Below are 23,293 nucleotides of genomic sequence, written 5' to 3' on the forward strand. Positions count from 1 at the left end.
GCTGCCTCGTGACGAAAGATCGTTATTTAGTTGCTCAACCACAAATGGCGGCATCCTGCTGTCGCAAAATAAGCAGCCGCTTTTTGCGCTAACTGATCGATCTTTTGTCGATTTGTATCATTTTTATATAACGGCATGCCTAAAAACGCGCTTTCAAGCTCATGAGCGCCAATTGTAACAATGAAAGTACACTTGACCGGCAGCCTTTTACAACACCGGCCCACGAGGCTTACCACGCGTTTTTGATATATTTGGAGTTACCGATCATGCACCTATTTCTGCGTTCAGCTTTTATTTACCTGCTGTTATTTGCCTGGGCGTTCACTGCTCGTGCGCAGTCCTTCTACTTTAAACATTACCAGGTAGATGACGGCCTGTCGCATAACTCGGTGACGGCCATACTTCAAGACAGCAAAGGACTGCTTTGGATCGGTACACGTGGCGGACTCAACCGCTTTGATGGATATACTTTTAAAACGCTTAAGGACAAGAACAAAGAACTGGGCAACATTGGCAATAACGTGATCAATGTACTGGCCGAGGATAGCAAGGGCATTATTTGGATCGGTACCGGGAAAGGTATCTTCAGGTACGACCCCTACTCCGAGCAGCTCGACCTGCTGTCGATCGCGCCGCAAACCTTCATCAGGGCCTTGCTGGTGGCCCAGCACGATGAACTTTGGTTCTTGGGTGATCATACCCTTTACAAGTACGACCAACGGGCCAAGAAGATCACGCAAACGCCCTTGCGGGCCAACTGCATGGCGGTAGATCAGCAAATGAACATTTGGCTGGCCGATGATGATGGCGTGCTTACCATTTATTCGCCTCGTGCCAGAACGGCCCAGAGCGCCCGGTTGATCAGCACCAACGTCCCGGCTACATTAAGATCCATCAGCAAGATATATCCGTTACAGAATGGGCAAGCACTTATCGGTTGCTTTAAGCAAGGGCTAAAGATCTATGATCCGGCCACTCGTAAAGTAAGGTCTTTAGCGCTTACCGATAAAAGCGACACCGAGACGTATGTGCGTGACATCACCGCTGCTGATCAAAATGAATACTGGGTAGCCACCGAGGACGGCATCTACATTTACGACCTCCTGAACAACACCAGCCGCAACATCAGGAAAAGGGCCGACGACCCTTTCTCGATCAATGACAACGCAGTGTACACCGTGCAAAAGGACGACCGCGGCGGCATGTGGGCAGGCACCTTTTTTGGCGGATTGAACTATTACTCCAAAGAAAATGCACGTTTTGAAAAGTATTACCCAAAGGCCGGCTCTAACTCCATATCGGGTAATGCGGTGCGCGAGATCTGCTCAGACCACAATGGCAAGCTTTGGATCGGCACCGAGGACGCGGGTATCAATAAGCTGGACCCGGCCACAGGCCAGTTCACCAATTACACTTACAACGGTAATAAAACCGACGTATCATACCACAACATACATGGATTGCTGGCGGTAGGTGATCAGCTCTTCATCGGTCCGTTCTTACATGGCATGGAGATCATGGACATTCGTACCGGCAAGATCACCGATCGGTTCAAATACATTGGCAACAAGGATGACCACGTAAGTGACTTCATCCATAGTATCCATCTCACCCGCGACAGCACTCTGCTCATCGGGACAGCCTATAACGGCTCGGGACTTTTCAAGTATGACCGTAAGCAACGCACGTTCGAACGCATTCAGCAGATTCCCTATAACTCCTACGTATACCATATTGAGGAGGACGCGCAGGGCAATATATGGACCGGCAGCGTTTCGCAAGGCACTTATTATTACAACCCCAAAACGGGTAAAAAAGGCAATGTACACTTTGGCGTAAAGGTCAATGACCACTATGTGAACGAATTTGCGGTGCGCTACATTTTGCAGGATAGCGACGGCGCCATGTGGTTCGCTACCGAAGGCGGCGGCCTGATCAGGCTGAATGCGGATCTGCGTACCTTCAAGCGCTTCACCACCGAGAATGGCTTGCCCAGCAACGTGCTTTTCAGCATGCAGGAGGATGGTTTTAAACATTTGTGGATAAGTACATTGCGCGGCCTGGCCTGCTTCGACCTCAAGACCAACAGATCGGTCACTTACACACAATCGAACGGTTTGCTCACCGATCAGTTCAATTACAACTCGGCCTTCAAAGACGCAAAGGGTAAGATGTACTTTGGATCGGTAAAAGGCATGATCGCCTTTGATCCGGCGGCTTTCTACCGAAAGGAAGCACCTCCGCCTACCTATATCACCGGTTTCCAGATCAACAATAAGGAGCAAGTGCCTGATGATGAACAGGGTCCGCTTTCACGTTCGATATTGTTCACCGACACCATTGTACTGACGCATCAGCAAAGCAATTTTAGTATCGAGTTCGCCTCGCTCAATTATTCTTCTCCCCAGGTAACGCGTTACAAGTATCTAATGAAGGGCCTTGACCAGGATTGGACCTACCTGAATAGTAACCGCAAGGCCTACTTCACTGATCTTTCACCGGGCGAGTATGATTTCATCGTCAGGGCCGAAAGCAATACGGGCAGTTGGACGGGTAAAGAGCGCCGTTTATACATCAAAGTACTCCCCCCCTTGTGGAAGACCAATACGGCGATCGTGATCTATACGCTGATCGTGATCGCAGGGTTGATCATAACGGTGCGCAACTATCACCTTTACCTCGACCGCCGCAACCAGCGCAAGCTACAGCTATTTGAACACGAAAAGGAAAAGGAGATATACCAGGCCAAGATCGAGTTCTTTACCAATATAGCTCACGAGATACAAACACCGCTCACATTGATCGTTGGCCCGATCGAGTGGCTGATCAAAAAAGCAGAGCAGCCAAGCCTTAAAAAGAGCTTGCTGCTGATCGAAAAGAACGCCAGGCGCCTGACGGAACTTACCGGTCAGCTATTGGATTTCAGAAAAACGGAGATGCACCAATTCGGCCTCAACTTTGTGGATACCGACGTGGCCAAGCTGTTGAAAGAACAGGTACTGGCCTTTGAAGAGTCGACCGCCAAAAGTGGCATCAAGTTGGATCTGCAACTCCCCAGCAAACCGCTTATGGCTTTTGTTGACCGTGAGGCCCTAATCAAGATCACGAGCAACCTGATATCTAACGCGGTGAAATACGCCGACCATCTGGCCACCATCACCCTTGCCGACATTGACCAAGCCGAGAAAGAATTCGTTATCCGTTGCACCAATGATGGCAAGGGCATACCCGACGAGTACCGCGAAAAGATATTTGAGCCGTTTTTCAGGCTACGCAGTAATGACCGGCAGGGCACCGGGATCGGCCTGGCGCTGGCCCGCTCGCTGGCAGAGTTGCACAATGGCTCGCTGGTACTAGCCGAGAACCGCCACAACGCCACCACCTTTGAGCTGAGACTGCCTGTGCATCAACGATTTGAATTTAAATTAAGCAGTTGGAAAAAGATCAAATGAATATGACCGACCACGTATTAATAATTGACGACAACGAGGACATCCTTGACTTCCTATCAGAGGTATTGAGCGATACCTATACCCTTCACCTGGCCGAACACGCCGAGAAGGCTTTGGAAATACTGAACAGTGAGATGATCAGCCTGATCGTATCTGACATTATGATGCCGGGCATGGATGGTTTCGAACTGTGCAGGCTGATCAAATCCAATGTTGACCTGTGCCATATCCCCATCATCTTGCTTACCTCCAAAAACACCTATGCCGCTCATATTGAAGGCTTGGAAGTAGGCGCAGATGCTTATGTACAAAAACCATTCTCACCAGAGTTGCTGAAGCACCAGATCGCCAACCTGCTTAGGAACCGTTTAAAGATCAAAGATCATTTTGCAAGCTCGCCTTTTGAGGATGTGAGAGTGATGGCACACTCCAAGACCGATGAGGCCTTTTTGAAGAAGCTGGACGAATACATTCGCAAGAACCTTAAGGATACCAGTATGGACATTGACAAACTCTCTGACCATATGAACATGAGCCGTCCCACTTTTTATCGTAAAGTTAGGTCATTGTCCTCCCTATCGCCCAAAGAACTGATCGACCTTACCCGCTTGAAAAAGGCTGCCAAACTGATCGCGCAGAACGAGTACACCTTATTCGAGATCGCGAAAATGGTGGGTTACAGTTCACAGAGTTTGTTCACCCGTAATTTTCAAAAGTATTTTAAGCTTTCGCCGTTAGAATATGCCAATTCGTTGGAGCGACCAAAAGAATAGTTATCACCATAAATAGAAAGGAGCTGCCGGAGAATCTCCGGCAGCTCCTTTCTATTTCAAATTGATCAGCTCAGCTTATTTAAGCTCTTTGATCTTGATATTACGGAAGCTAACCTCGTTACCATGATCTTGTAACAGGATATGGCCTTGCTTAGCCTCGCCAAAATCTTTCCAGATCTTATGCTTGCTCATTTGTACCAGCTTACGGAACTCTTCTGATCCGCGCTCATATTCCAGCACTTTCTTGCCATTCAGCCAGTGTTCAACATGGTTGTTAGGGTAAACGATCACCCTGCCGCTGTTCCACTCGCCGATCGGTTTGGTAGCACCGGTCTTGTTAGAGGTCTTCAGGTCGTATAACGAGGCCAGAGTACGGTTACCGTCGCGGCCCAACTTGGCATCGGGGTGTACTTCATCATCCAACACTTGGTACTCCAGTCCAATAGCCGATGCACCTGAGTTCTCCTTCAGGGTAACGAAGTATTTGACACCGCTGTTAGCACCACGGGTCAGTTTAAAATCGAATGCCAGTTCAAAGGCAGGCCCGTATTCGCCCACGGTAACAATGTCGCCTGCATTTTGCGATTCAGCACCGTTGGTGGCCTGAATGGTCATGGTACCATCCTTAATGATCCAACCTTTGGATGACTTAGGGAAGGTATCGGCCTTGGCACTGCGCCAGCCTTTGCTATCCTTACCATCAAAAAGCAGTTTCCAGCCTTCTTTCTTTTCCTTAGCGGTCAGTGTATTTTGTGCGTTGGCCGAGCTGCATACAGCGAATAGAGCTACTGCCAGGCCCGACACTTTCATGAATTTAGTTAAGTTCATCATTATTGTTTATGTCTATTTTTTCAACGAATTCAAGTACTTGATGCTTTGAGGCACCTGCTCAATTGAGGAACTGCTTTCGTCCTCTATGTAATAATGCTTTACTCCGGCTTTTTTAGCTGCTTTGATCACGGCCGGTATATCGATCTGTCCGGTGCCAAGCACCACGTCATTATTTTGATCGGTACCTCCTGAGTTGTTGCCCGCTACGCCTTTTTTGAGATCTTTAAGGTGCAACGCACGGTAACGTTTGGGGTAGGTAGCCAACAATTTGGCAGGATCCTGACCTGGGAAAAATGCCCAAAGTATATCCAGCTCGAAGCTCACGTATTTGGGATCAGTGCTTTTAACGATGTGATCATAAAAGGTACCGCCCTGGTAAGGCTCAAATTCAAAGCCGTGGTTATGGTAAATGAATTCGAGGCCGTACTGATCCTTCAAGATCTTGCCCACCCGATTGAACTCGTTGATCGCCATGGTGGCGTTCTCCAAAGTGAACGTACCCTTGGTATGCGGTATGTTGGCCACACGTACGAATTGTGCACCCAGCGCCTTGGCGGCAGCCGCAACCTCGACCGTCTTGCCGGTCAGCGCTTCCCAGCTTACACCGTACGATGAACATTTCAAACCACGCTCGTCGAGCATGCGGCGCAGGTCTTCAGCCTTTTGACCAAAGAGGTTCGAGAATTCGATATCGGTTATGCCATTGCCCTTGATCATATCCAGCGTACCCGGAACATCCTTTGCAAAGTTGTTACGATAAGTGAATGATACGATGCCCGGTGCTTCGGGGAACAGCAGTTTGCCCGATTGCGCTTTGGTGAGGTCGGCCGAGCCACTGATCACCAGGAGCATTAAGAAAGTATTATATAAAAGCTTTTTCATAGATCGATCATTTTTTGGCGAAGCTTTTGGCTTCGGCGTTCAATTGAGTTGGTGTCAAAGCCCTGTTGCCATTGCTTACTATTACCCTGTACTTGAAGGTGACCGACTGGCCGGGTTCAAGGGTCAGGTTCTTGGCAGATGCGCCATTGGTGAAGATCTTTTCGCCCAGTGGATTGGCCGCGAACAATCCATAACCCCTGGCATGCCAAAAGGTAGGATAATTGGGATTACCCGGGTGATCGATCATGGCCACGGTTACCGAATCGTTACCCATTTTGCCATACACCTCGCACCAAACACCGCGGGTGCTCCAGGCGGCATCCCCCATTTTGCCTTCACTGGTACGGTACATGCCGGTAGGAACCTTATCGGTACCACCCTTTACGACGGTAACGATACCTTTGCTATCGGCAAATTTTTCATCCTTGGTTGTAGGCATTTGCAGCTCATGTGCCAGGCGCAGCCCCAGCATACCGTCCTTGGCATCATTGAAAACCGCTTTTTTAACGGCCTTCAGTGTGGTGACCCGGTCAATGATACGTTGACCGTTGATCCCGCTGAATTCGTAACGGGTATTCTCGGTCAGGATCACGTCGCCGGCCTTATCGGTCCAGTTGGCCATGTAAGCTAATATGCCTTTACGACCACTTTTAGCTTCGGTGATCTTTTGAGTGCGTATCCAACCGTACTGGTCTTTTTTGGCGGGAGGTATTGCGTACGAATTATTCCAAAAGTCCAGCCCGTTCAGGTTCTCAAAGTTGAACCATAACCCGATGTGGTGCGGATGATCGGTCGGGTCGCCGGGCTTAGGATTCAACGGAAAGCCACGGGTAATGGTGGTGCCATTGGCCGTAGCGATCGGGTACAGGGTCGGCTTCTCCAGTGTATCAGGGTACATGAATGTGGTGAAGGGCTCGCCCCCGATCATCACGTCCACCTTCTTTTGCTGATCGTTCCGTTTGATGGTGACCTCTGCATCCTGTGCGCTTGCTGTAGTTGCAGCCGCCGCCAGCAGGCAACAGGTCAGTATCCAGCTTTTTGCCATAGCGTTAGTATTTGAATACCTTACCATTCACCATAACCTCCTGGCTCTTCTCGTCAAACGTGGCCTTCGAACCAGTATGAGCAGCTGCGGTGGTCATGATGTTCGCTATACTGTGACTATAACCAGCATCAACAGGGGCATTAGGCTGCTTGCGGCTACGCACACACTCCATCCAGTTACGTACGTGGTTCGAGGTCAGCTTATCGCCGCCAGTGTTGGCTGATGCTACGGCTTGCTCAGAGTTATCGAGCGCGATCTCAGGCAGTAAATTAGCTTGCATGCCCATGGCAGCGGCCGCCCTTGCGGTCAAACCACCTTTAGGCGATATCTTGTTGGTGATCAGGTTCAATTCGCCACCGTTGGAGTAATAGATCTCGGCAGGGTGCTCATCGCCATTGTGCATGCGTGAGCCGAAGGTTACCTGGAAGCCCTTGCTCTTATCATCAAGTGGTCCGTAATCAAAAGCGGCCATGATGGTATCCCAGTTCCTGCGGCCATCCTTCCATTGGTAGATGCCACCATTGGCCACTACGCTGCGTGGATGTTTTAAGCCGGTGAACCAGTGCACAGTATCGATCTGGTGGCTCATCCACTGGCCAGGTAAACCTGACGAGTAAGGCCAGAACAGGCGGTATTCTAAGTAGATACGTGGGTCGAACTTTTCAAACGGGCGGTTCATCAGGAAGCGCTTCCAATCGGTGTCCTGCTCTTTTAGTACATTCAAAAGTTCTGGGCGGCGCCAGCGGCCGGGTTGATTCACGTTCCAGGTCAGCTCTACCATAGTGATCGGACCAAATTTTCCTGACTTGATAAAATCATTAGCGGCATGGTAGTTAGAGCCGCTACGGCGTTGCGAACCGATCTGCACGATCTTGTTCGATTCACGCACCGCTTTCAGCGCGGCCTTATTATCATCCATCGTCTCGGCAAAAGGCTTTTCAACGTAAGCGTCGCAACCGGCTTTTACGGCCTCTATGGTATGCAGTGCGTGTTGGAAATCGGCAGTGCTGATGAATACCGCATCTACCGTTTTGCTGCCATAAAGTTCCTCGTTGTTACGGTAGGCCTTCACGTCGTTCTGCATTTTCTCTTTCCACATGGCAGCGCCTTCCTCACGGCGTTTTTTCCAGATGTCAGACACGCCCACTATCTCGAAGTTCAGTTCTTTATAATGATTCATGAAGCATGGCATGTGCGAGCTGCGGTGACGGTCAGAAAAACCGATCACGCCCACCCTTACGCGGTCGTTAGCGCCAATGATGCGTTTATAACTTTTGGCGCTCCAGCTGGTCTTGCTGAGCATGATACCTGCGCTGGCTATGGTCGCCTGCGTGATGAATTTACGACGAGAGTTCTCCATTTTAGTATAAAGGTTTTTATTGCTGTGCAACTGTAATTGGCTGGGCCGGTGCCGTAGGCAGGGCCCGGTCTCAAATATCGAAGATAAAGTGACATTGTCAGCCTTTTACAAGGTAAATGTTACACAGCACCTAAATAAAGTTTTGATGTAAATAACTGAACTACAAGGCAATGTTGCAAACACACGATCAGCCAGCAAAGCATTTTGAGACGAATCGACAAAATAATGAACAAGCAACGCCTGCCCGCTCCCATACCTTTGGTGCCAACCAGCCAAAACACACGCTGCAAAGTTGTGATAGCACACTCATTTGACCATGAAGAATTTCCTATATACACTTGCCTTTTGCCTCCTATCAATAATGTCGTTAGCCCAAACGACCGACCGTGGTATCAGGCTGGCCGACCCGACCATTTTTGTAGAGAATGGCACCTACTACCTATACGGTACGGGCAGTGCGAACGGCTTCCCGGTGTACACCTCAACCGACCTGGTGAAGTGGCAGCCGCATACTCAACTGGCACTCACCAAAGGCGATAGTTATGGCACCAAAGGCTTTTGGGCGCCGCAGATATGGAAGAATAAAGATCGATATTTTATGGCTTACACCGCTGACGAGCACATTGCCATTGCCAGCAGTGATAGCCCATTAGGCCCTTTTAAACAAGCGACAATACGCCCTGTTAGCATGGGCGGCCGGCAGATCGACCCTTTTGTTTTTAAGGACCAAGACGGCCGTTTTTACCTATACCATGTGCGTTTACAGAACGGTAACCGCATATTCGTTAGCCATTTAAAGGATGACCTGAGCGATGTGGCCGATACATCTGGCGTGGAATGCATTAGCGCCAAAGCGACATGGGAGAACACGGCCAACGCCCAATGGCCAGTGACAGAAGGGCCTACCGTGACCAGGATAGGTGCGCTGTACTATTTATTTTACTCTGCCAATGATTTCAGAAACATCGACTACGCGGTAGGTTATGCCACCGCTCCTTCGCCAACCGGGCCTTGGACCCGCTTTACCGCCAACCCGATCATCAGCCGAAGCAATACCGATCGCAACGGCAGCGGCCACGGCGATGTATTTACCGACAAGCAAGGACAACTTTGGTATGTGTTGCATACGCATAGTAGCAACGACCAGGTAGAGAAACGCCGGACCGCCATCGTTAAGCTCCGCTTAAACAACGGCCAATTTACAATGGTTCCTGGCAGCTTCAGATATCTGGAGTCAGAAGCCGCAAAATGATCATTGCCATTTTGGTGATTGATGGCCGCTAAGTTACCTTAAAGGTCAACTTGCGACACGATGATACACGTTCGGCTTGTTACATTTTGGTGTTTCCGTGTTACATCTGGTGTTACATTTCGCTCTTTTGTATGCTTTTTCTGGAAAAAGTTGGGTTTTTACGAATTTCGTAATGCCAAAAAGTGGGGAATGTTGGGGAATTTTGTTATAGGAATGTAACAGATATCAATACACGAAGCAGGCTGAGGCAGCACACCATGAAGGAGTAGTCCGAGCGGTCTCACCACCCCGTCATGGCGAGGCACGAAGCCATCTCTGCGGAGGACAACGACCATCCAACAGGTCATGCCGAAGCCTCTCGGCATCCCATCAAAAAAGTGGCAAGTCAAACAAAGGCGAGTCACTGGTCGCTCGTGGCGCTCATTCGCCGAGATAGCGTTAGCACGGCGGTCTCATACACAGCTCATCGCTTTAAGAAACACACCCCTGCCCCTCTCAAGAGGGGAATTGAACGTGATTCTCGTTGTGCTGGCGCACGCGTGTCGAGTGTGCTTCGCACTACTAATGCTCCTGACCACCGCCGCTGTTTGACCGCTACTGCTACTAAACACTGCCACTGCCTTCTACCCTAACAGCTCCGGCTTACTTTTATATGTCTTCCATAAAAATTCACCAAAGAGGGTGTTGGCCCAGGCGAACCAGTGGCGGGTGAACTTTTTGGCATCGTCCTTATGGAACGACTCGTGCATGAAGCCAGTGCCGGCGTGAATGCGTTTCAGGGTCTGGATGCACTCGCGGATCTCGGCGTCGTTGGTGCTGGTTAGGCCGCGGGCAATAATGCTCATGGGCCAGATCATGTCCTTACCTACGTGCGGGCCACCAATACCCTCGGCCACTGCGCCTTTGTAGTAAAAGGGGTTGTCGGTAGATAGTACGTACCTGCGCGTGTTCTGATAGATCGGGTCCGTCTCCGGTACCGAGCCCAGGTAAGGCATGGCCAGCAGGCTGGGGATGTTGGCATCGTCCATCAGGATATGGCTGCCCATACCGTTCACCTCAAAAGCGTAGATCTTGCCATATTGCGGGTGATCGATCACAGCATGTGCCTTCAGGGCGGCATCTACTTCGTTGGCCAATTGGGTAAATCGCTGTGCAGTGGCGTTATCATGCGCTACAGCGGTCAGCATCTCGGCCGCCTGCCTCAGGCTGGCTACCGCAAAAAAGTTAGAAGGTATCAAAAAGGAGAAGACCGTAGCATCATCGCTTGGGCGGAAGGCCGAACAGATCAGGCCGACCGGTTTCACCGGGTAGCCGTAGCCATTCATGGGCACGGTATCGGTAGCGAACTCGGTCATGCGCTTAAATGAGTATGGACCATCACCGTCCTTGCGTTGCTGTTCCTTAAAGGTCTGGTAAATGGTCTCTACCGCCTTTTTCCACTGATCATCGAACGGGCGGGTGTCGCCGGTCATTTTCCAGTAGTGGTAGGATAACCTGATGGGATAACATAATGAGTCGATCTCCCATTTTCGCTCGTGCAGGCCAGGCTTCATTTTCGTACTGTCTTTAGCCCACTCGCCAACCTGATTAGGGTCATGGTAAAAGGCGTTGGCGTAAGGATCAGTAAGCACGCACCTCACCTGGCGGTTGATCACCCCGGCGATCAGGTCCTTCAGCTTGCTATCGGTATTCACGAATTGCAGGTAAGGCCATACCTGGGCCGAACTGTCGCGCAGCCACATGGCATCTATATCGCCGGTGATCACATATGTGTCGGGTCTGCCTTTCGAGGCATCGTAAGTAACGGTAGTATCAAGGGTGTTGGGGAAGCAATTGTTGAACAACCATACCAGTTCCTTATCCTTTACCTTGCTGCTAAATTCGGCTATGGCCTTTTCTACAGCAGTGCTGCTAAAACGGCGTTTAGCTGCTGCCGTACGTACCAGCGGAAAGCTTTCGGCCGCCAGCGAGGTTTGGCTAAGGGTAACAGCCGACGCCAGGATGGCACAGTCCTTTACAAAATGTCTTCTCTTCATTGTTTGGTAGAAAAATGGTGGTCGGCACAAACATAAAAGATCTTCATGGTATGATGAAGATCTTTGGAGCGATGGTCGGTTTCAGTTCGATTGTGAGACGTCAATACTCCCGCTTGTCATCCTGAGCGAAAGCGAAGGATCCTGTACAGTGGACCATTCCGTCGTATAGGAGTTTCACTGCTTTCAACATGACAGGGGTTGGTGAGTGAATCCCCTCTTAATAGTCATGCTGAACTCGTTTCAGCATCTCACAAGCAAAGTTAAGAACGGCACACATCGTCCACTTGGCTAGAGGGATGCTGAAACAAGTTCAGCATGACCTTTACGTCTATATCATTCTCCCATGTCATCCTGAGCGGAGCGAAGGATCTTCTACGCAGGATAGACTGTTCAGGCGTATAGTATCTTTCACTGCGTTCAACATGACAGAGTTTTGGTTAATGTCTCCTCTCTTAATAGTCATGCTGAACTCGTTTCAGCATCTCACAAGCAAAGTTAAGAACGGCACATATCGTCCACTTGGCCTGAGGGATGCTAAAACGAGTTCGGCACGACTTAGTTATTTATATAAAAAAACCCTTACTTCTTCACTGCTGCCAGTTTGCGTTTTAGCGTAGGCATGTAGTAGCCTGCTACCACGCTGCGGGCCTGGAAGCCTACCTTTTTGCCGTCGAGCGTTTCGTGCCAGTCGTTGAGCGGCACGCGGGTCGTGGTCTCGGTGGCGAAACGGTATATCGGGTCCACCAGGGAGTGAAACGCTTTCGGGTCTTCGGTCAGGGCCGATGTCCACAGGATCCAGTCCGACTTGGTGTAAGTTTTCCGGCTATCCAGCGGCAGGCCGTACTTTTGCTGCTTGGTCAAATAGTACTTGATCTCGGTATCATAGATCTTTTGCGGGAACAGGTGGAGTTGGAGCACCTTGTCCCACACCATATTATACTTCTGGCTCCAGGTGTTCTTGTTATCAAATACCAGTGCATAGTGATCGCCCGCGTTGGCCATGGTCTCCCATTTTTTAGCCATTTGGGCGGCCATGTTGCTGTATTTTTTAGAGGCGGCCTTATCGCCCAGCATATCGGCCATTTGCGCATAGGCGCCAATAGCCACAATGGCTTTTACCGATAGGTTGGCATTGTGTGCCAGGTGACCGGCAAAATCGTCGGTGCAAAGCTGGCTACCCGGATCCAGGCCGGCCTCGGCCAAATAATTCACCCAGGTGCTGAGGGTCTTCCAGTGCTTGCGGGCATAATCGGGGCGGTTCTCTACCCTGGTAATGGCCGCCGTCAGGATGATCATATTGCCATTCTCTTCTACCGGCATGTCCTCGCCATAGGTTTGCCCGTTAGCCAATGGGTAGGTACCCAGGTCATGAGCCGGGAAAGGCTTGGTCCACTTGCCACTTTCGCTGTAGTAAAATATACCGTTCATCATGCCCTTGAGCAGATCAGGGTTATATAGCAGGAACATGGGTGCCGATGGATACGTGATATCGACCGTGTTGATGGAACCGTTACTAAAATTCTCCTTGGACAAGAATAGCAGATCGCCCTGCGGACTTTTGACCAGCTGATGTGCTGCTATGGCCTGGCGGTAGGCCAGCACGCAAAGCTGGGCATACTTATCGCCGCCTACTTTCAGGGCATCCTGGTAAATGCGGGCATCAGTAGCCTTGCATTTAGCGATCACCGCTGCATAATTTTTCAGTGCTTTGCTCAACTCCCCTTCCATGGTGGCTTTGGCATCGTTACGCCACCAGGGCTTCAAGTCAGTACCAAAGTACTGAATGGCGTCCACCTCGTCATAACCCAACGCTATACTTTTGCTCACCGGCCCTGCGCCTACTTTGCCCAAATGTAATATGGTGTTTAGGCTTAATGAACGACCTTTAGCAGCTTTTTCGCTATTGTTATCGCGGTTGATGAACGAAGTGATCGCATCGGTACCCTGGTTGATATATTGCTGGGCATTTTGCGCGGCCACATAAACATAACCCCAATCGATACGCAGGTCGTCACCGCGTTTCTTTAACACAGGTTGTGCGGTGGTACCGGCTTTCAGGATGTTGAGGCCGTTATTGGTGTAAGCCTTTGCCTCTACCTGCTGTGCAGGCTGATCGACCGACAGATCGGTAGATACGCTTTGCAGCAAGCTTACCTGGTGAGCCTTACCATCGGCCGAGGATACGCTATATGTGATGTACGATACCGGCGTGGCCAGCAGCGACAGGTCATTGAGCAGTAACGGCGAGGTGAAGGTGACCTTAAGATTGGCCGGGCCGCATTTGAACTGGTAGGTGGTTTGCGTGGCGGTGATCACAACGTTGGTCTGCTTAGCGGCCTTGATGGCGTTGTTAGCGGGTTGCGGTAACTCTTCACCCAAACCTACATCGAGCCAGCTGCCACCCACGCTGTTGTTGCAGTGCACGGCGATCACATTCTCACCTTTTACCAAAGCACTTTGGGCCTCGGGTGTAAGTTTCATATATTTCAATTCACCGGTCCAGCCTTTGATCTGCTTGATCAGCTTGCCGTTCAGGTAAACTTCCACATCATCATCATGGAACAGGTTGAGCAGTAGCTCGCCTTTAGGTAATTCGTTGATCGTAAATTTGCGGCGCATCCACACATCGCCCTTGGTCCAGCTCACCCCTACTTTGTCGCGGTCGTCGCCAAAGGGGCCGTTGCCGGTCTTCCATTGGGCATCGTCAAAGTTGGGCTGCTGCCAACCGGCGGCAGGCTGCTGGTTGATAAGGTAGCGGCAGGTGTACGATCCCTCGTCAGCGGCGGCCAGTACGCTACGGTATCGCTTTTGTGCTTCGCCCATAAAACGGTAAGCGGCATCATCCACTTTGACCACACCCAGTAACGACTGCGACTTACCGGTCCAATGCGTGGTGACCGAACCGTTGAGCTGATCGGTGTTCGACCAGATGCTGAAATATGGTGTATGCGTGATGAGCGGGTACGACGGCGCCTTTTTGATCTGGGCGCCGGCCACTACCGGTAACTGTAAAAGGGCCGCGGCCACTACTATCCTGAACTTGTTGAACATATATTTAGTAAGAGATATATAGCTGATGTGGTTTATTTTTTTGCGCCAAAAAGATACAATGATGTGCTTTGATATACTTTGCCCGGGTCAAGCACTGTGCTCGGGAACTGTGGCTGGTTGGGCGAATCAGGGAAATGCTGGGTTTCCATACAGAACGCTGTTCGCGGATCATCTTTATGACCACCTTTCATGCTGTTCTTGCTTTGCATAAAGTTACCACTATAAAATTGCAGGCCCGGCTCGGTGGTGTATACCGTCATGGCTATGCCGCTCTTATCGCCGATCACCTCGGCCACGGCGTCGCCAAATTGGTGTGGGTTGAGCACGTAGTTGTGATCATAGCCCTTCCCGTTGGCCAATTGCTGATCCTTCTGATTAATGCGGGCACCGATGGTCTCCATCTTAACAAAATCGAACGGCGTGCCTTTCACCGGCTCTAATTTGCCGGTAGGGATCAGGGTGCTATCCACAGGGGTGTACCGATCAGCATTGATCCTTACCTGGTGCTGTAAAATGCTTCCGCTGGCCTCGCCGTTGAGGTTGAAGAACGCATGGTTAGTAAGGTTGACCACCGTGCGCTTATCGGTAGTGGCGCGGTAGGTGATCTTCAGGCCGTTATCCATGGTTAGCTCATAGGTCACCTTTACGCTCAGGTTGCCAGGGAAGCCTTCCTCCATGTCTTTGGACACATAGCTTAGCTGCAGGGTATTGTCGTTCAGTTGTTCGGCATCCCAAACCACATCCTGAAAACCTTTTTTGCCACCATGCAAGGTGTTAACACCATTATTGGTGAATAGCTTGTAAGCTTTACCATCAAGCGTAAAACGGCCTTTGGCTATACGGTTACCATAACGACCGATCGTAGCGCCAAAATAAGGTTCTGCCGAGTGCTGATAACCTTCGACCAAGTTAAAGCCGGCCACTACATCGGTGGGTTTGCCGTTCTTATCAGGCACCCATAACGATACCAGCCTGCCACCGTAGTTGGTGATCTGAGCCCTTACACCGTTGCGGTTGTACAGGGTATATAACTGCACCGGCTTCCCATCAATGGTACGGCTAAAGGCAGCGGCGTTCACGGTATCCGAAGCGGTCGACCGTGATGACACTGCGGTACTGTCGTGCGTATCGTTATGTTGCGATGATGGGCCACTGCATGCGGCCAACATTATAACGGCCAGCCCCGAGGCGGCCATAAGTTTCGATGAACTTAAGTTCTTCATAGGATAGATGTAAAACAGAAAGAAAAAGTGATAGGTATAGGTAAAATGTATCTTAATTGTAGGTATCGTTCTATTTGCGGTCGGTCGCCTTTTTGATCGCTTCCACCTCGTCCTGCTTGTACATGGTACCATCCTTACGAAAGATATCGTGGAACCATAGCTTTGGTTCGCTGCCATCGGCTATCGGGGTGTCCCAGGCGTAAATGGTGTTGGTCTTGCCGGCGACCAGTCCCCAGTTAATGGCGCCTACGTTCTCTTTTTTCAACATGGGCAGTACATTGCTGAACAAGCTGTTGTTGCGGCGGGCCATGTATTCGGTGCACACCATTGGGCGGCCATGGGTACGCAGCATCTGGATGATGCGCAGGTGCTTTTCAGGTTCTTCGTACTCATGGTAAGTGATCACATCGGAGTTGAGCGCTTGAAAGGTGTTGAGCTCATTCAATTCCCATTTCCATAAACCGGCCGATACCGGCTGATCATGCACCGTACCCCGCGCCCACTCGAATATCTTGGTGAGCAAACCCATGGAGGCATTGCCTTTTTTGGAGTTACCCGGCTCGTTATAAAGATCCCACAACAAAATGCGTTCATCATGCCCGAAGGTGGTCATCACATCTTTCACGTAGACCGATAAGGTGGCCAGATCCTTGGGATCAGTGATCATGCGGCCCGGATCCTGCGCCCACCCTGAGTTGTGTACACCCGTCTTAGGTTCGGGTTGCTTGCCGATCTTAGGATCAGGGTTCCAGCAGTCATCAAAGAACACGAAAATGGTCTTGATGTGATGCTTAGTGGCGATACGGAGGTATTGATCCACACGTTTTTTGAAGCCTGCCGGATCTTGCTTGTAAGCCAGGCTGTGCAAGAACACGCGCATAGCATTAAAACCGATGCCTTCGGCCCAACCCAGTTCGCGGTCGATAGTTTGCGGATCAAAGGTAGATGCCTGCCACATCTCGAGTTGGTTAATGGCCGTGCTGGGGATAAAGTTAGCGCCCGAAACCCAACCCTGCTTGCTTTGCCATGCGGCGGCCTTTTCAATGCTCCAGCGCGGAGATAGCTGCTTGGCTGTTTTAGGTGCTTGCGCCTGGGCGTAAAGAGTAGTTGCCGATAGTGCCGCGGCCCATAACAACTGGTTCAATTTATTCATATATAATATTCTTATGCGATAGTTCTTATTTATAAGGCTGGTCACTTGCTGCCTGAAGGCACGGGCAGTTCGGCACCTTCTTTTACCGGGATGCCAAAGTTCGGTGTACCGTCCTTGTTCCAGGTGAAACGCTGCATACGCGGCGAACGCTTGCCACCGCAGCCACAGCCGGGTGCCGGATTGGCGTGGTACAAGATCCAGTCCTCGCGGCCATCGGGCGACTTGAAAAAGCTGTTATGACCGGGTGCGTACACGCTATTCTCTTTGCTTCCCTTAAATACTGGCTCAGGGTGTTTGGTCCACGAGGCCGGGTCTAACGGATCAGCATTGGCTGACGCACTGAGCATCCCCAGGGCGTAATCATCGGTCCAACAACCGCTGGCCGAATAAATAAGGTACAATTTATTGTTATGCACCAATACCTCCGGGCCTTCGTTCACGTTGACGTGGGGAGGGTCGCCGGACTTGTCCAGGTCGCCGTTCTTTTCCCAGGCATACTGTGGGCTCGATATCTTGACGCGTTTACCATCAATGGTGTATGGGTTCTTCATTTTAGCGATAAAGATGTCTTGCTGACCATTGTGATCGCCTTCCCATCCTGACCAAATGAAGTATAACTGGCCATTGTGCGTGAACACCGACCCATCTATCGCCCATTTGTTGGTATCATCAGTGATCTGGCCTTTGAATGTCCATTCGCCTTTCATGGGGTCGGTCGAGGCGTTCTCGATCACGTAGAGGCGGTGATGATCGTTCTTACCATCATCGGCGGCAAAGTACATGTACCACTTGTTGTGTAAAAAGTGGATCTCGGGTGCCCATATCTCTTTAGAGTACATGGTACCGGCTGGCGGGGTCCAAACGGTGGTCTTAGGAGCGTTGGCCAGATCGGCTATGTTGCGGGTACGGCGCAGGGTAAGCGCATTACCCGAGGTATTGGTGTAATAGTAATAACCATCCTTATACATGATCCACGGATCGGCGCCTGATGGCAGTATAGGGTTGGTAAATGTCTTTTTTGCGGCATCCTGAGCCATGGCCGTTACAGCCATCGATAACAGGATGATGCATGGCAGCAAAGCTTTTAAGGTTCTTGACAATAGTTTGGTATCAAAAGGGTTCATAAGCAGATGTAAGGGTCCATTCAGCATCCCGGGCGATCAGGTGGAACGCCCGGGATGCCTAAAGGACCCAAGTTATTGGGCGGTCACTGATCAGTAACCAGGGTTCTGTTCTAATTTGGCATCCTTGTTACGCTCGATCTCGCCGGCAGGGATAGGCCACAGGTTATACGTAGGCAGCATGTCCTTATAGTAAGGGTTGCATTTGCGTACGCGATCGTTCAATAAGCCCAAACGGCCCAGGGTCACGCGGCGTTTTTCCTCTACACCTAATTCACGCATACGCTCATCTAATATATAATCGATGGTCACGTTGGCAGCGGCCACTGGCGAAGCATTCGCTCGGCCTCTTACCACATTGATATCGGCAGCGGCGGCGGTCTGGTTGTTCAAACCTAAGTAAGCCTCGGCACGCAGCAGGTAAGTTTCGGCCAGCCTGAAAAAGTACTGATCGGTATAAGTAGCGCCGGCGGTAGTTTTGAGCAGTCCGGTATTGGCATCCTGGATCAGGTTGCTGGGGTGATCAAATGGTGTGGTGGCCTTGCTTTGGTAAGCATAAAAAGCACGCGATGGTACCGTAAGTCCTTTTGGCGGATTATTGGTCGAGATCACCTTTTTGTACAGGTCAGACGCCGGGTTGTTGCACACATAATCGCGAACGAAGTTATGGTTGGCGTTGCGTATATCGGTAGTGAAATCACTCTGCCAAATATCGGTCATGAAGTATTTGGTAGATACTGCCCAGCCTATGCCCCTGCCGCCAGAGTAGTCATTATTAGGCCACAAAAAGGTAGGCACGTTGGTGCTGGTACCGGCCGTATTGATAAAGATATCACGTACCGATGGAGCATGGTGACGCTCGAGCATGTAGCTACCATCGCGCGTGGTGGATAAGGCCCCACCACCGATCACGTCGGTCTCGAACTGGATCACCCAAATACCTTCACGGTTGTTATAGCCAGAGCGATTTTGATTTTTTTGCTGGAAAAGGTCCCAGTAAACATCGCCGGGTGTAACGGAAGATCTTGAACCGAAACGGGTACGCATCAGGCTCACATTCGGGTTGCTGATCACTGCCGTAGCAGCATCAACAGCCAATTGGAATTGTCCAGCGGCCAAATAAACTTCCGATAGCAGGTGCGATGCGGCCAGGTTATTGATCTCACCATCTTTAACAGCGGTAATGGCCGGCAGGTTGGTCACCGCGAATTTGAGATCGGTGATCACCTGGTTCAGGCAGTCGGCCTTGGAGGCGCGTACATAATCCGTCTTAGGGGTCTTTACCTCTTCTAATGAAAGTGGCACGCCACCATATAAGGCTACCAATGTGCGGTAAGCCAAACCGCGGTAAAAGCGGGCCTGTGCCTCGATCAGCAGTTTTTGTGCATCGGTAAGGCTTGAGCCTGCCAAACGGGAAATGATGGTATTGGATTCGGCCACGATCTTGTACAGGTTGGTCCAGTGCGTGCCTGCGATGGTACCTGTTGGGTTATACGCCGCCACCATGTTGGTGTGGCGATCACTGCTTGGCTCGCCATCAAATACCAGGTCGGTACCATATATATAATCGAACGGGCGCACCTCGCTGCCACTATAAAATTCGGCACGGGTAAGCACATACAGGTCGATCACTGATGCAGTAAAGTCGGTATAGGTAATGAATGCGTTAGAGCTGCTTAAAAAGGCGATCGGCTTTTCGGTGAGGAACTCCTTTTTACATGAGGTAGCGCCCACCAATAATAAGATCGCTATGGATAATGTCTTTTTCATGACTTGCATATTATAACGTTACGTTAACTCCAATTGAATAACCTTTCAGCAATGGGCGGCCGCTCCAGTTCAAACCACCATCGGTGATCTCGGGATCCCAGCCTTTCCAGTTGGTCCAGGTGACAAGGTTCTTGCCGCTCAAAAATATGTTCAGGTTCTTGACGTGGATCCTGGTGAGCAAACTTTGTGGCAGGTTGTAGCCCAGGGTAATATCCTGCAGCCTTACAAAGTTGCGCGACTTATAATAGCCGGGATTGAACGTTGGTGACACTTGCGAACGCGGATACTCGCCATTAGGGTTAGTAGGCGACCACCAATCCACACCGGCCACGTTGTTGTACCTGATGTTGTTATCATTCAGGATCAGCAGGTAGTTGCTGGTGGTGGTACTGTTAGGGTTGGCATTGGCCAGGTAACCATTGGTACCGCCTTGTATCGAGTTAATGAAAGCACTTAAGGTAAAGTTCTTATAGTTGAACGAGTTGAGCACGCTGAAACGGTAGGCCGGATCACGTGAACCCAGTATGGCACGGTCGGCATTGTTCACCACTCCATCACCATTGGTATCTACCACGCGGCGTGTGCCCGGGTAGTAGCCGGCCGGAATGCTCTCGTTGAGGCCATAAATGCCGTTCACCCTGAAATCATATATCGCGTTGATCGATTGGCCGACAAACAGACCGCTGTTGATCAGGTCGCCGCTGCCTAACAGTTCGGTGATCTTATTCACGTTGCGTGAGAAGTTAAAGGTGGTGTTCCACTTGAAACCTCCGCTGTTGATATTGGTGGAGGTTAGCGTCACCTCAAAACCTTTATTGGTCACGCCGCCCACGTTGGTGGTGATCTGGGTAAAGCCTGTTACGTTAGGGATGTTCACCCCGAACAACAGGTCATTGGTCTTACGCGAGTAGATATCGAAAGAGCCGGTCAGTCTGCCTTTCAGCAAGGTAAAATCGGCACCTACGTTGATCTCGCGGGTACGCTCCCAGCGCAGGTCAGGGTTACCCAAATTGGTCACGCGCTGGCCGAACTGGGTATTGGAGTTACCATCGCCAAAGATGTAAGTATAACCGCTGGCGCCCACCTGATCTAAGGAAAGATAACGGCCTACCTGGTTACCGCTTACACCGTAACCTGCACGCAGCTTGACATACTGGATGGCCGGCACCGCAAAGAATGGCTCATCGGTGAGTACCCAGCCCAGTGACGCCGATGGGAACACCGCGAACTTATTATTCTCGGCAAAGGCTGAGAAGCCATCGCGGCGGATAGTACCGGTAAAAATATAGCGGTTATTGAACGTGTAGTTCACGCGGGCCATTTGGTAGTTCAGGCTTTCGCGATAACCGCCTGACCCTACTGTTTGTACAGCACCCAAACCGATGTTGTTGTAACCCAGGGTCAATCGGCTAAAGCTGGTGGCCGTGGCACGGGTGGTCTCATCGCGGCGCTCAATGGCACCATATAATAAGGTAGCATTGATGTTATGCTTCTTTATCGTGCGATTAAAGGTCAAAATATTATCCAACGTGTAATCATAGTACTGCTCGATCTCTTTTTGTACGCTACCGGTCTGGCTGGCACCGTAAGGATTCGACACGTACACATTATCGGTACGGCCGTTGTTACCAAAGTTCAAACGGTACGACAATCCCTTCAGGAATGGAAAATCGATCTGCGCATACAGGTTACCGAAGTAAAAGTTATGACGGTCAAAGTTATCAACGTTAGAGGTACTGAACGGGTTAATATCCTGCGAGGTGGTGTAAGGCTGTACGATCAGCGCACCTGCCGGGGTATAAGGCACCAGTAAAGGTGATGTTCTGAATAGAGCCACCATATCGGGCTCGGCACCGTCCTGGTTATTAAACGCCGCAAATGCCTGAACGCCTACGGTCAACCAATCATACACTTTGCCTTCAACGTTCACGCGGGCACTTTTACGCTTAAAAAGGTCATTGATGATGAAGCCCTTTTGGTTAGTATAGTTGGCCGATATGAGGTAGTTCATTTTGTCAGCACCACCCGAAACGCTCACGCCATAGTCATTTATCATACCGTTGTTGGTGCCTTCTTTATACCAGTTGTAATCATTAGGCAATATGCCGCTGGCATTTTTCATACCGCCATCAATGATCTGTACCAATGAAGGCTGCACGTAAGACGGATTGGTGTATGACTTAGTGAGGTCGAGCGCTTTGATATACTCCAACTGTTCATCGCGCGTCATGGGGCGGATGTTACTGGTAGGTGTTTGGGTGGTATATGAGCTGGTCAGGTTGACCCTTGGCGCACCTTTGCCCTTACGGCTGGTGATCAGTAAGACACCATTGGCCGCCTGGGCACCGTATACCGCGGTCGAGCTGGCATCTTTCAATACGTCGATCGACTCGATATCGTCAGGATTGATAGAGGCCAAACTACCGTTGAACTGGATACCATCTAATACGATGAGCACGTTCTGGGTACCGCCGAGGGTGTTTTGACCACGCACACGGATGGTAGGCGTGTTACCAGCACCGGTCACCGGCCCAACGTTAAGCCCCGGTACCGAACCTTGTAACGATTGGGCGATGTTCACGTTAGGTGCATCCTTGAACGCCGCGAGGTTAGCTCTTGCGACCGAACCGGTCACGGTGGCTTTACGTTGTGCACCGTAACCTACCACCACTACGTCGGCCAGGTTCTTGGTATCTTCGAGCAGGGTGATGTTAAGCACTGTGCCTGCGGTAAGCGCTTGCTCCTGGGTAACAAAGCCGGTATAACTGAACACCAGTTTGGCGTTGCGGTCGGCCACTTTAAGTCTGAACTGTCCGTTCACATCGGTAACAGTGCCCGAGGTGGTGCCCTGCACCTTTACTGAGACACCCACAAGCGGTTGTCCTTTATTATCGGTAACCTTACCGTTAACATCAATATCCTGTAAAATATGATCATGATAGGCTGACCTGTTGACTGCCATAGAGGCCTGGCCGATCCACTTTGCATTGGTGGGCGCTTCGGCCGATGTAGCTTCGCCGTGAACCAGAACAGCCAGTGCCAAGCCCGACATCAACCTGATCGTAAGCCATCCTTTTGGCATAAGCCCGGTGGCTTCACGGCGTTTAAAAGCTGTAAATGTTCTATACATTAGGTATTTAATTATAATTGGTTATGGAAAGAGATATTAAATACTACCGGCTGCCATTGTAAGCTTTAGGTAGGCTCGGCGCAGCAAGTAAATACACATGTTTTGAACTGAATAAGTAATGATCTACCTCAATGGTCCTCCCTTCGTTATCTTTGAGACCAGCATCAACGTGGTCGTCATATAATTGGTAGTGAACTATAGCAGGTTCATGACC

The 23,293-nt window shown here is 50.5% G+C and carries 14 protein-coding genes; 3 read left to right on the plus strand and 11 right to left on the minus strand.

The window, feature by feature from the left end; genetic code table 11:
• Positions 1–161 precede the first annotated feature (161 nt).
• Complete coding sequence (locus LLH06_RS15960; RefSeq protein WP_228170292.1) at positions 162–3,452, plus strand: ligand-binding sensor domain-containing protein; 3,291 nt, start codon at positions 162–164, stop codon at positions 3,450–3,452.
• Positions 3,434–4,225 carry a response regulator transcription factor gene (locus LLH06_RS15965; RefSeq protein ID WP_228170293.1) on the plus strand — a complete coding sequence of 264 codons (792 nt, stop codon included), beginning with the start codon at positions 3,434–3,436 and terminating at the stop codon, positions 4,223–4,225. The genes LLH06_RS15960 and LLH06_RS15965 overlap by 19 nt, the downstream gene beginning before the upstream one ends.
• A gap of 75 nt (positions 4,226–4,300) precedes the next feature.
• Here the strand turns inward: LLH06_RS15965 and LLH06_RS15970 are convergent, their stop codons facing one another.
• From LLH06_RS15970 to LLH06_RS15985, 4 genes are read right to left on the minus strand one after another with little or no spacing between them, the layout of a single operon-like run.
• Positions 4,301–5,056 (minus strand): 3-keto-disaccharide hydrolase, encoded by a 756-nt coding sequence (locus LLH06_RS15970; protein ID WP_317206684.1) that lies wholly within the window; start codon positions 5,054–5,056, stop codon positions 4,301–4,303.
• A 12-nt stretch (positions 5,057–5,068) separates the two neighbouring features.
• Positions 5,069–5,938 (minus strand): sugar phosphate isomerase/epimerase family protein, encoded by an 870-nt coding sequence (locus tag LLH06_RS15975; protein WP_228170294.1) that lies wholly within the window; start codon positions 5,936–5,938, stop codon positions 5,069–5,071.
• 7 nt (positions 5,939–5,945) lie between these two features.
• Complete coding sequence (locus LLH06_RS15980; RefSeq protein ID WP_228170295.1) at positions 5,946–6,983, minus strand: DUF6807 domain-containing protein; 1,038 nt, start codon at positions 6,981–6,983, stop codon at positions 5,946–5,948.
• Positions 6,984–6,987: 4 nt separating this feature from the next.
• Positions 6,988–8,343, minus strand: a complete 1,356-nt coding sequence (locus LLH06_RS15985; RefSeq protein ID WP_228170296.1) for a Gfo/Idh/MocA family protein — start codon at positions 8,341–8,343, stop codon at positions 6,988–6,990.
• Between the two features lie 316 nt (positions 8,344–8,659).
• Here LLH06_RS15985 and LLH06_RS15990 point away from each other — a divergent pair, with 316 nt between their 5' ends.
• The gene (locus LLH06_RS15990; protein ID WP_228170297.1) at positions 8,660–9,595 is read left to right on the plus strand and encodes a glycoside hydrolase family 43 protein; all 936 of its coding nucleotides are present in this window, start codon (positions 8,660–8,662) and stop codon (positions 9,593–9,595) included.
• Positions 9,596–10,218: 623 nt separating this feature from the next.
• Here LLH06_RS15990 and LLH06_RS15995 read toward each other — a convergent pair.
• The 7 genes from LLH06_RS15995 to LLH06_RS16025 form a co-directional block, all read right to left on the minus strand.
• A complete protein-coding gene (locus LLH06_RS15995) occupies positions 10,219–11,631 on the minus strand; it encodes a glycoside hydrolase family 125 protein (protein WP_228170298.1) in 1,413 nt (470 codons plus the stop codon).
• Between the two features lie 579 nt (positions 11,632–12,210).
• A complete protein-coding gene (locus LLH06_RS16000) occupies positions 12,211–14,682 on the minus strand; it encodes a glutaminase family protein (protein ID WP_228170299.1) in 2,472 nt (823 codons plus the stop codon).
• 32 nt (positions 14,683–14,714) lie between these two features.
• Positions 14,715–15,905: an aldose epimerase family protein gene (locus tag LLH06_RS16005; RefSeq protein ID WP_228170300.1), complete on the minus strand. Its 1,191-nt coding sequence runs from the start codon at positions 15,903–15,905 to the stop codon at positions 14,715–14,717.
• Positions 15,906–15,975: 70 nt separating this feature from the next.
• The gene (locus LLH06_RS16010) at positions 15,976–17,058 is read right to left on the minus strand and encodes a glycoside hydrolase 5 family protein (protein WP_228170301.1); all 1,083 of its coding nucleotides are present in this window, start codon (positions 17,056–17,058) and stop codon (positions 15,976–15,978) included.
• 41 nt (positions 17,059–17,099) lie between these two features.
• The gene (locus LLH06_RS16015; protein ID WP_228170302.1) at positions 17,100–18,182 is read right to left on the minus strand and encodes a glycoside hydrolase family 43 protein; all 1,083 of its coding nucleotides are present in this window, start codon (positions 18,180–18,182) and stop codon (positions 17,100–17,102) included.
• Positions 18,183–18,272: 90 nt separating this feature from the next.
• Positions 18,273–19,949, minus strand: coding sequence for a RagB/SusD family nutrient uptake outer membrane protein (locus tag LLH06_RS16020; protein WP_228170303.1), 1,677 nt, complete (start codon positions 19,947–19,949; stop codon positions 18,273–18,275).
• A 10-nt stretch (positions 19,950–19,959) separates the two neighbouring features.
• Positions 19,960–23,079 carry a SusC/RagA family TonB-linked outer membrane protein gene (locus LLH06_RS16025; protein WP_228170304.1) on the minus strand — a complete coding sequence of 1,040 codons (3,120 nt, stop codon included), beginning with the start codon at positions 23,077–23,079 and terminating at the stop codon, positions 19,960–19,962.
• Positions 23,080–23,293: the final 214 nt, after the last annotated feature.

The sequence above is a fragment of the Mucilaginibacter daejeonensis genome, assembly GCF_020783335.1.
Classification (GTDB): Bacteria; Bacteroidota; Bacteroidia; order Sphingobacteriales; family Sphingobacteriaceae; genus Mucilaginibacter; species Mucilaginibacter daejeonensis.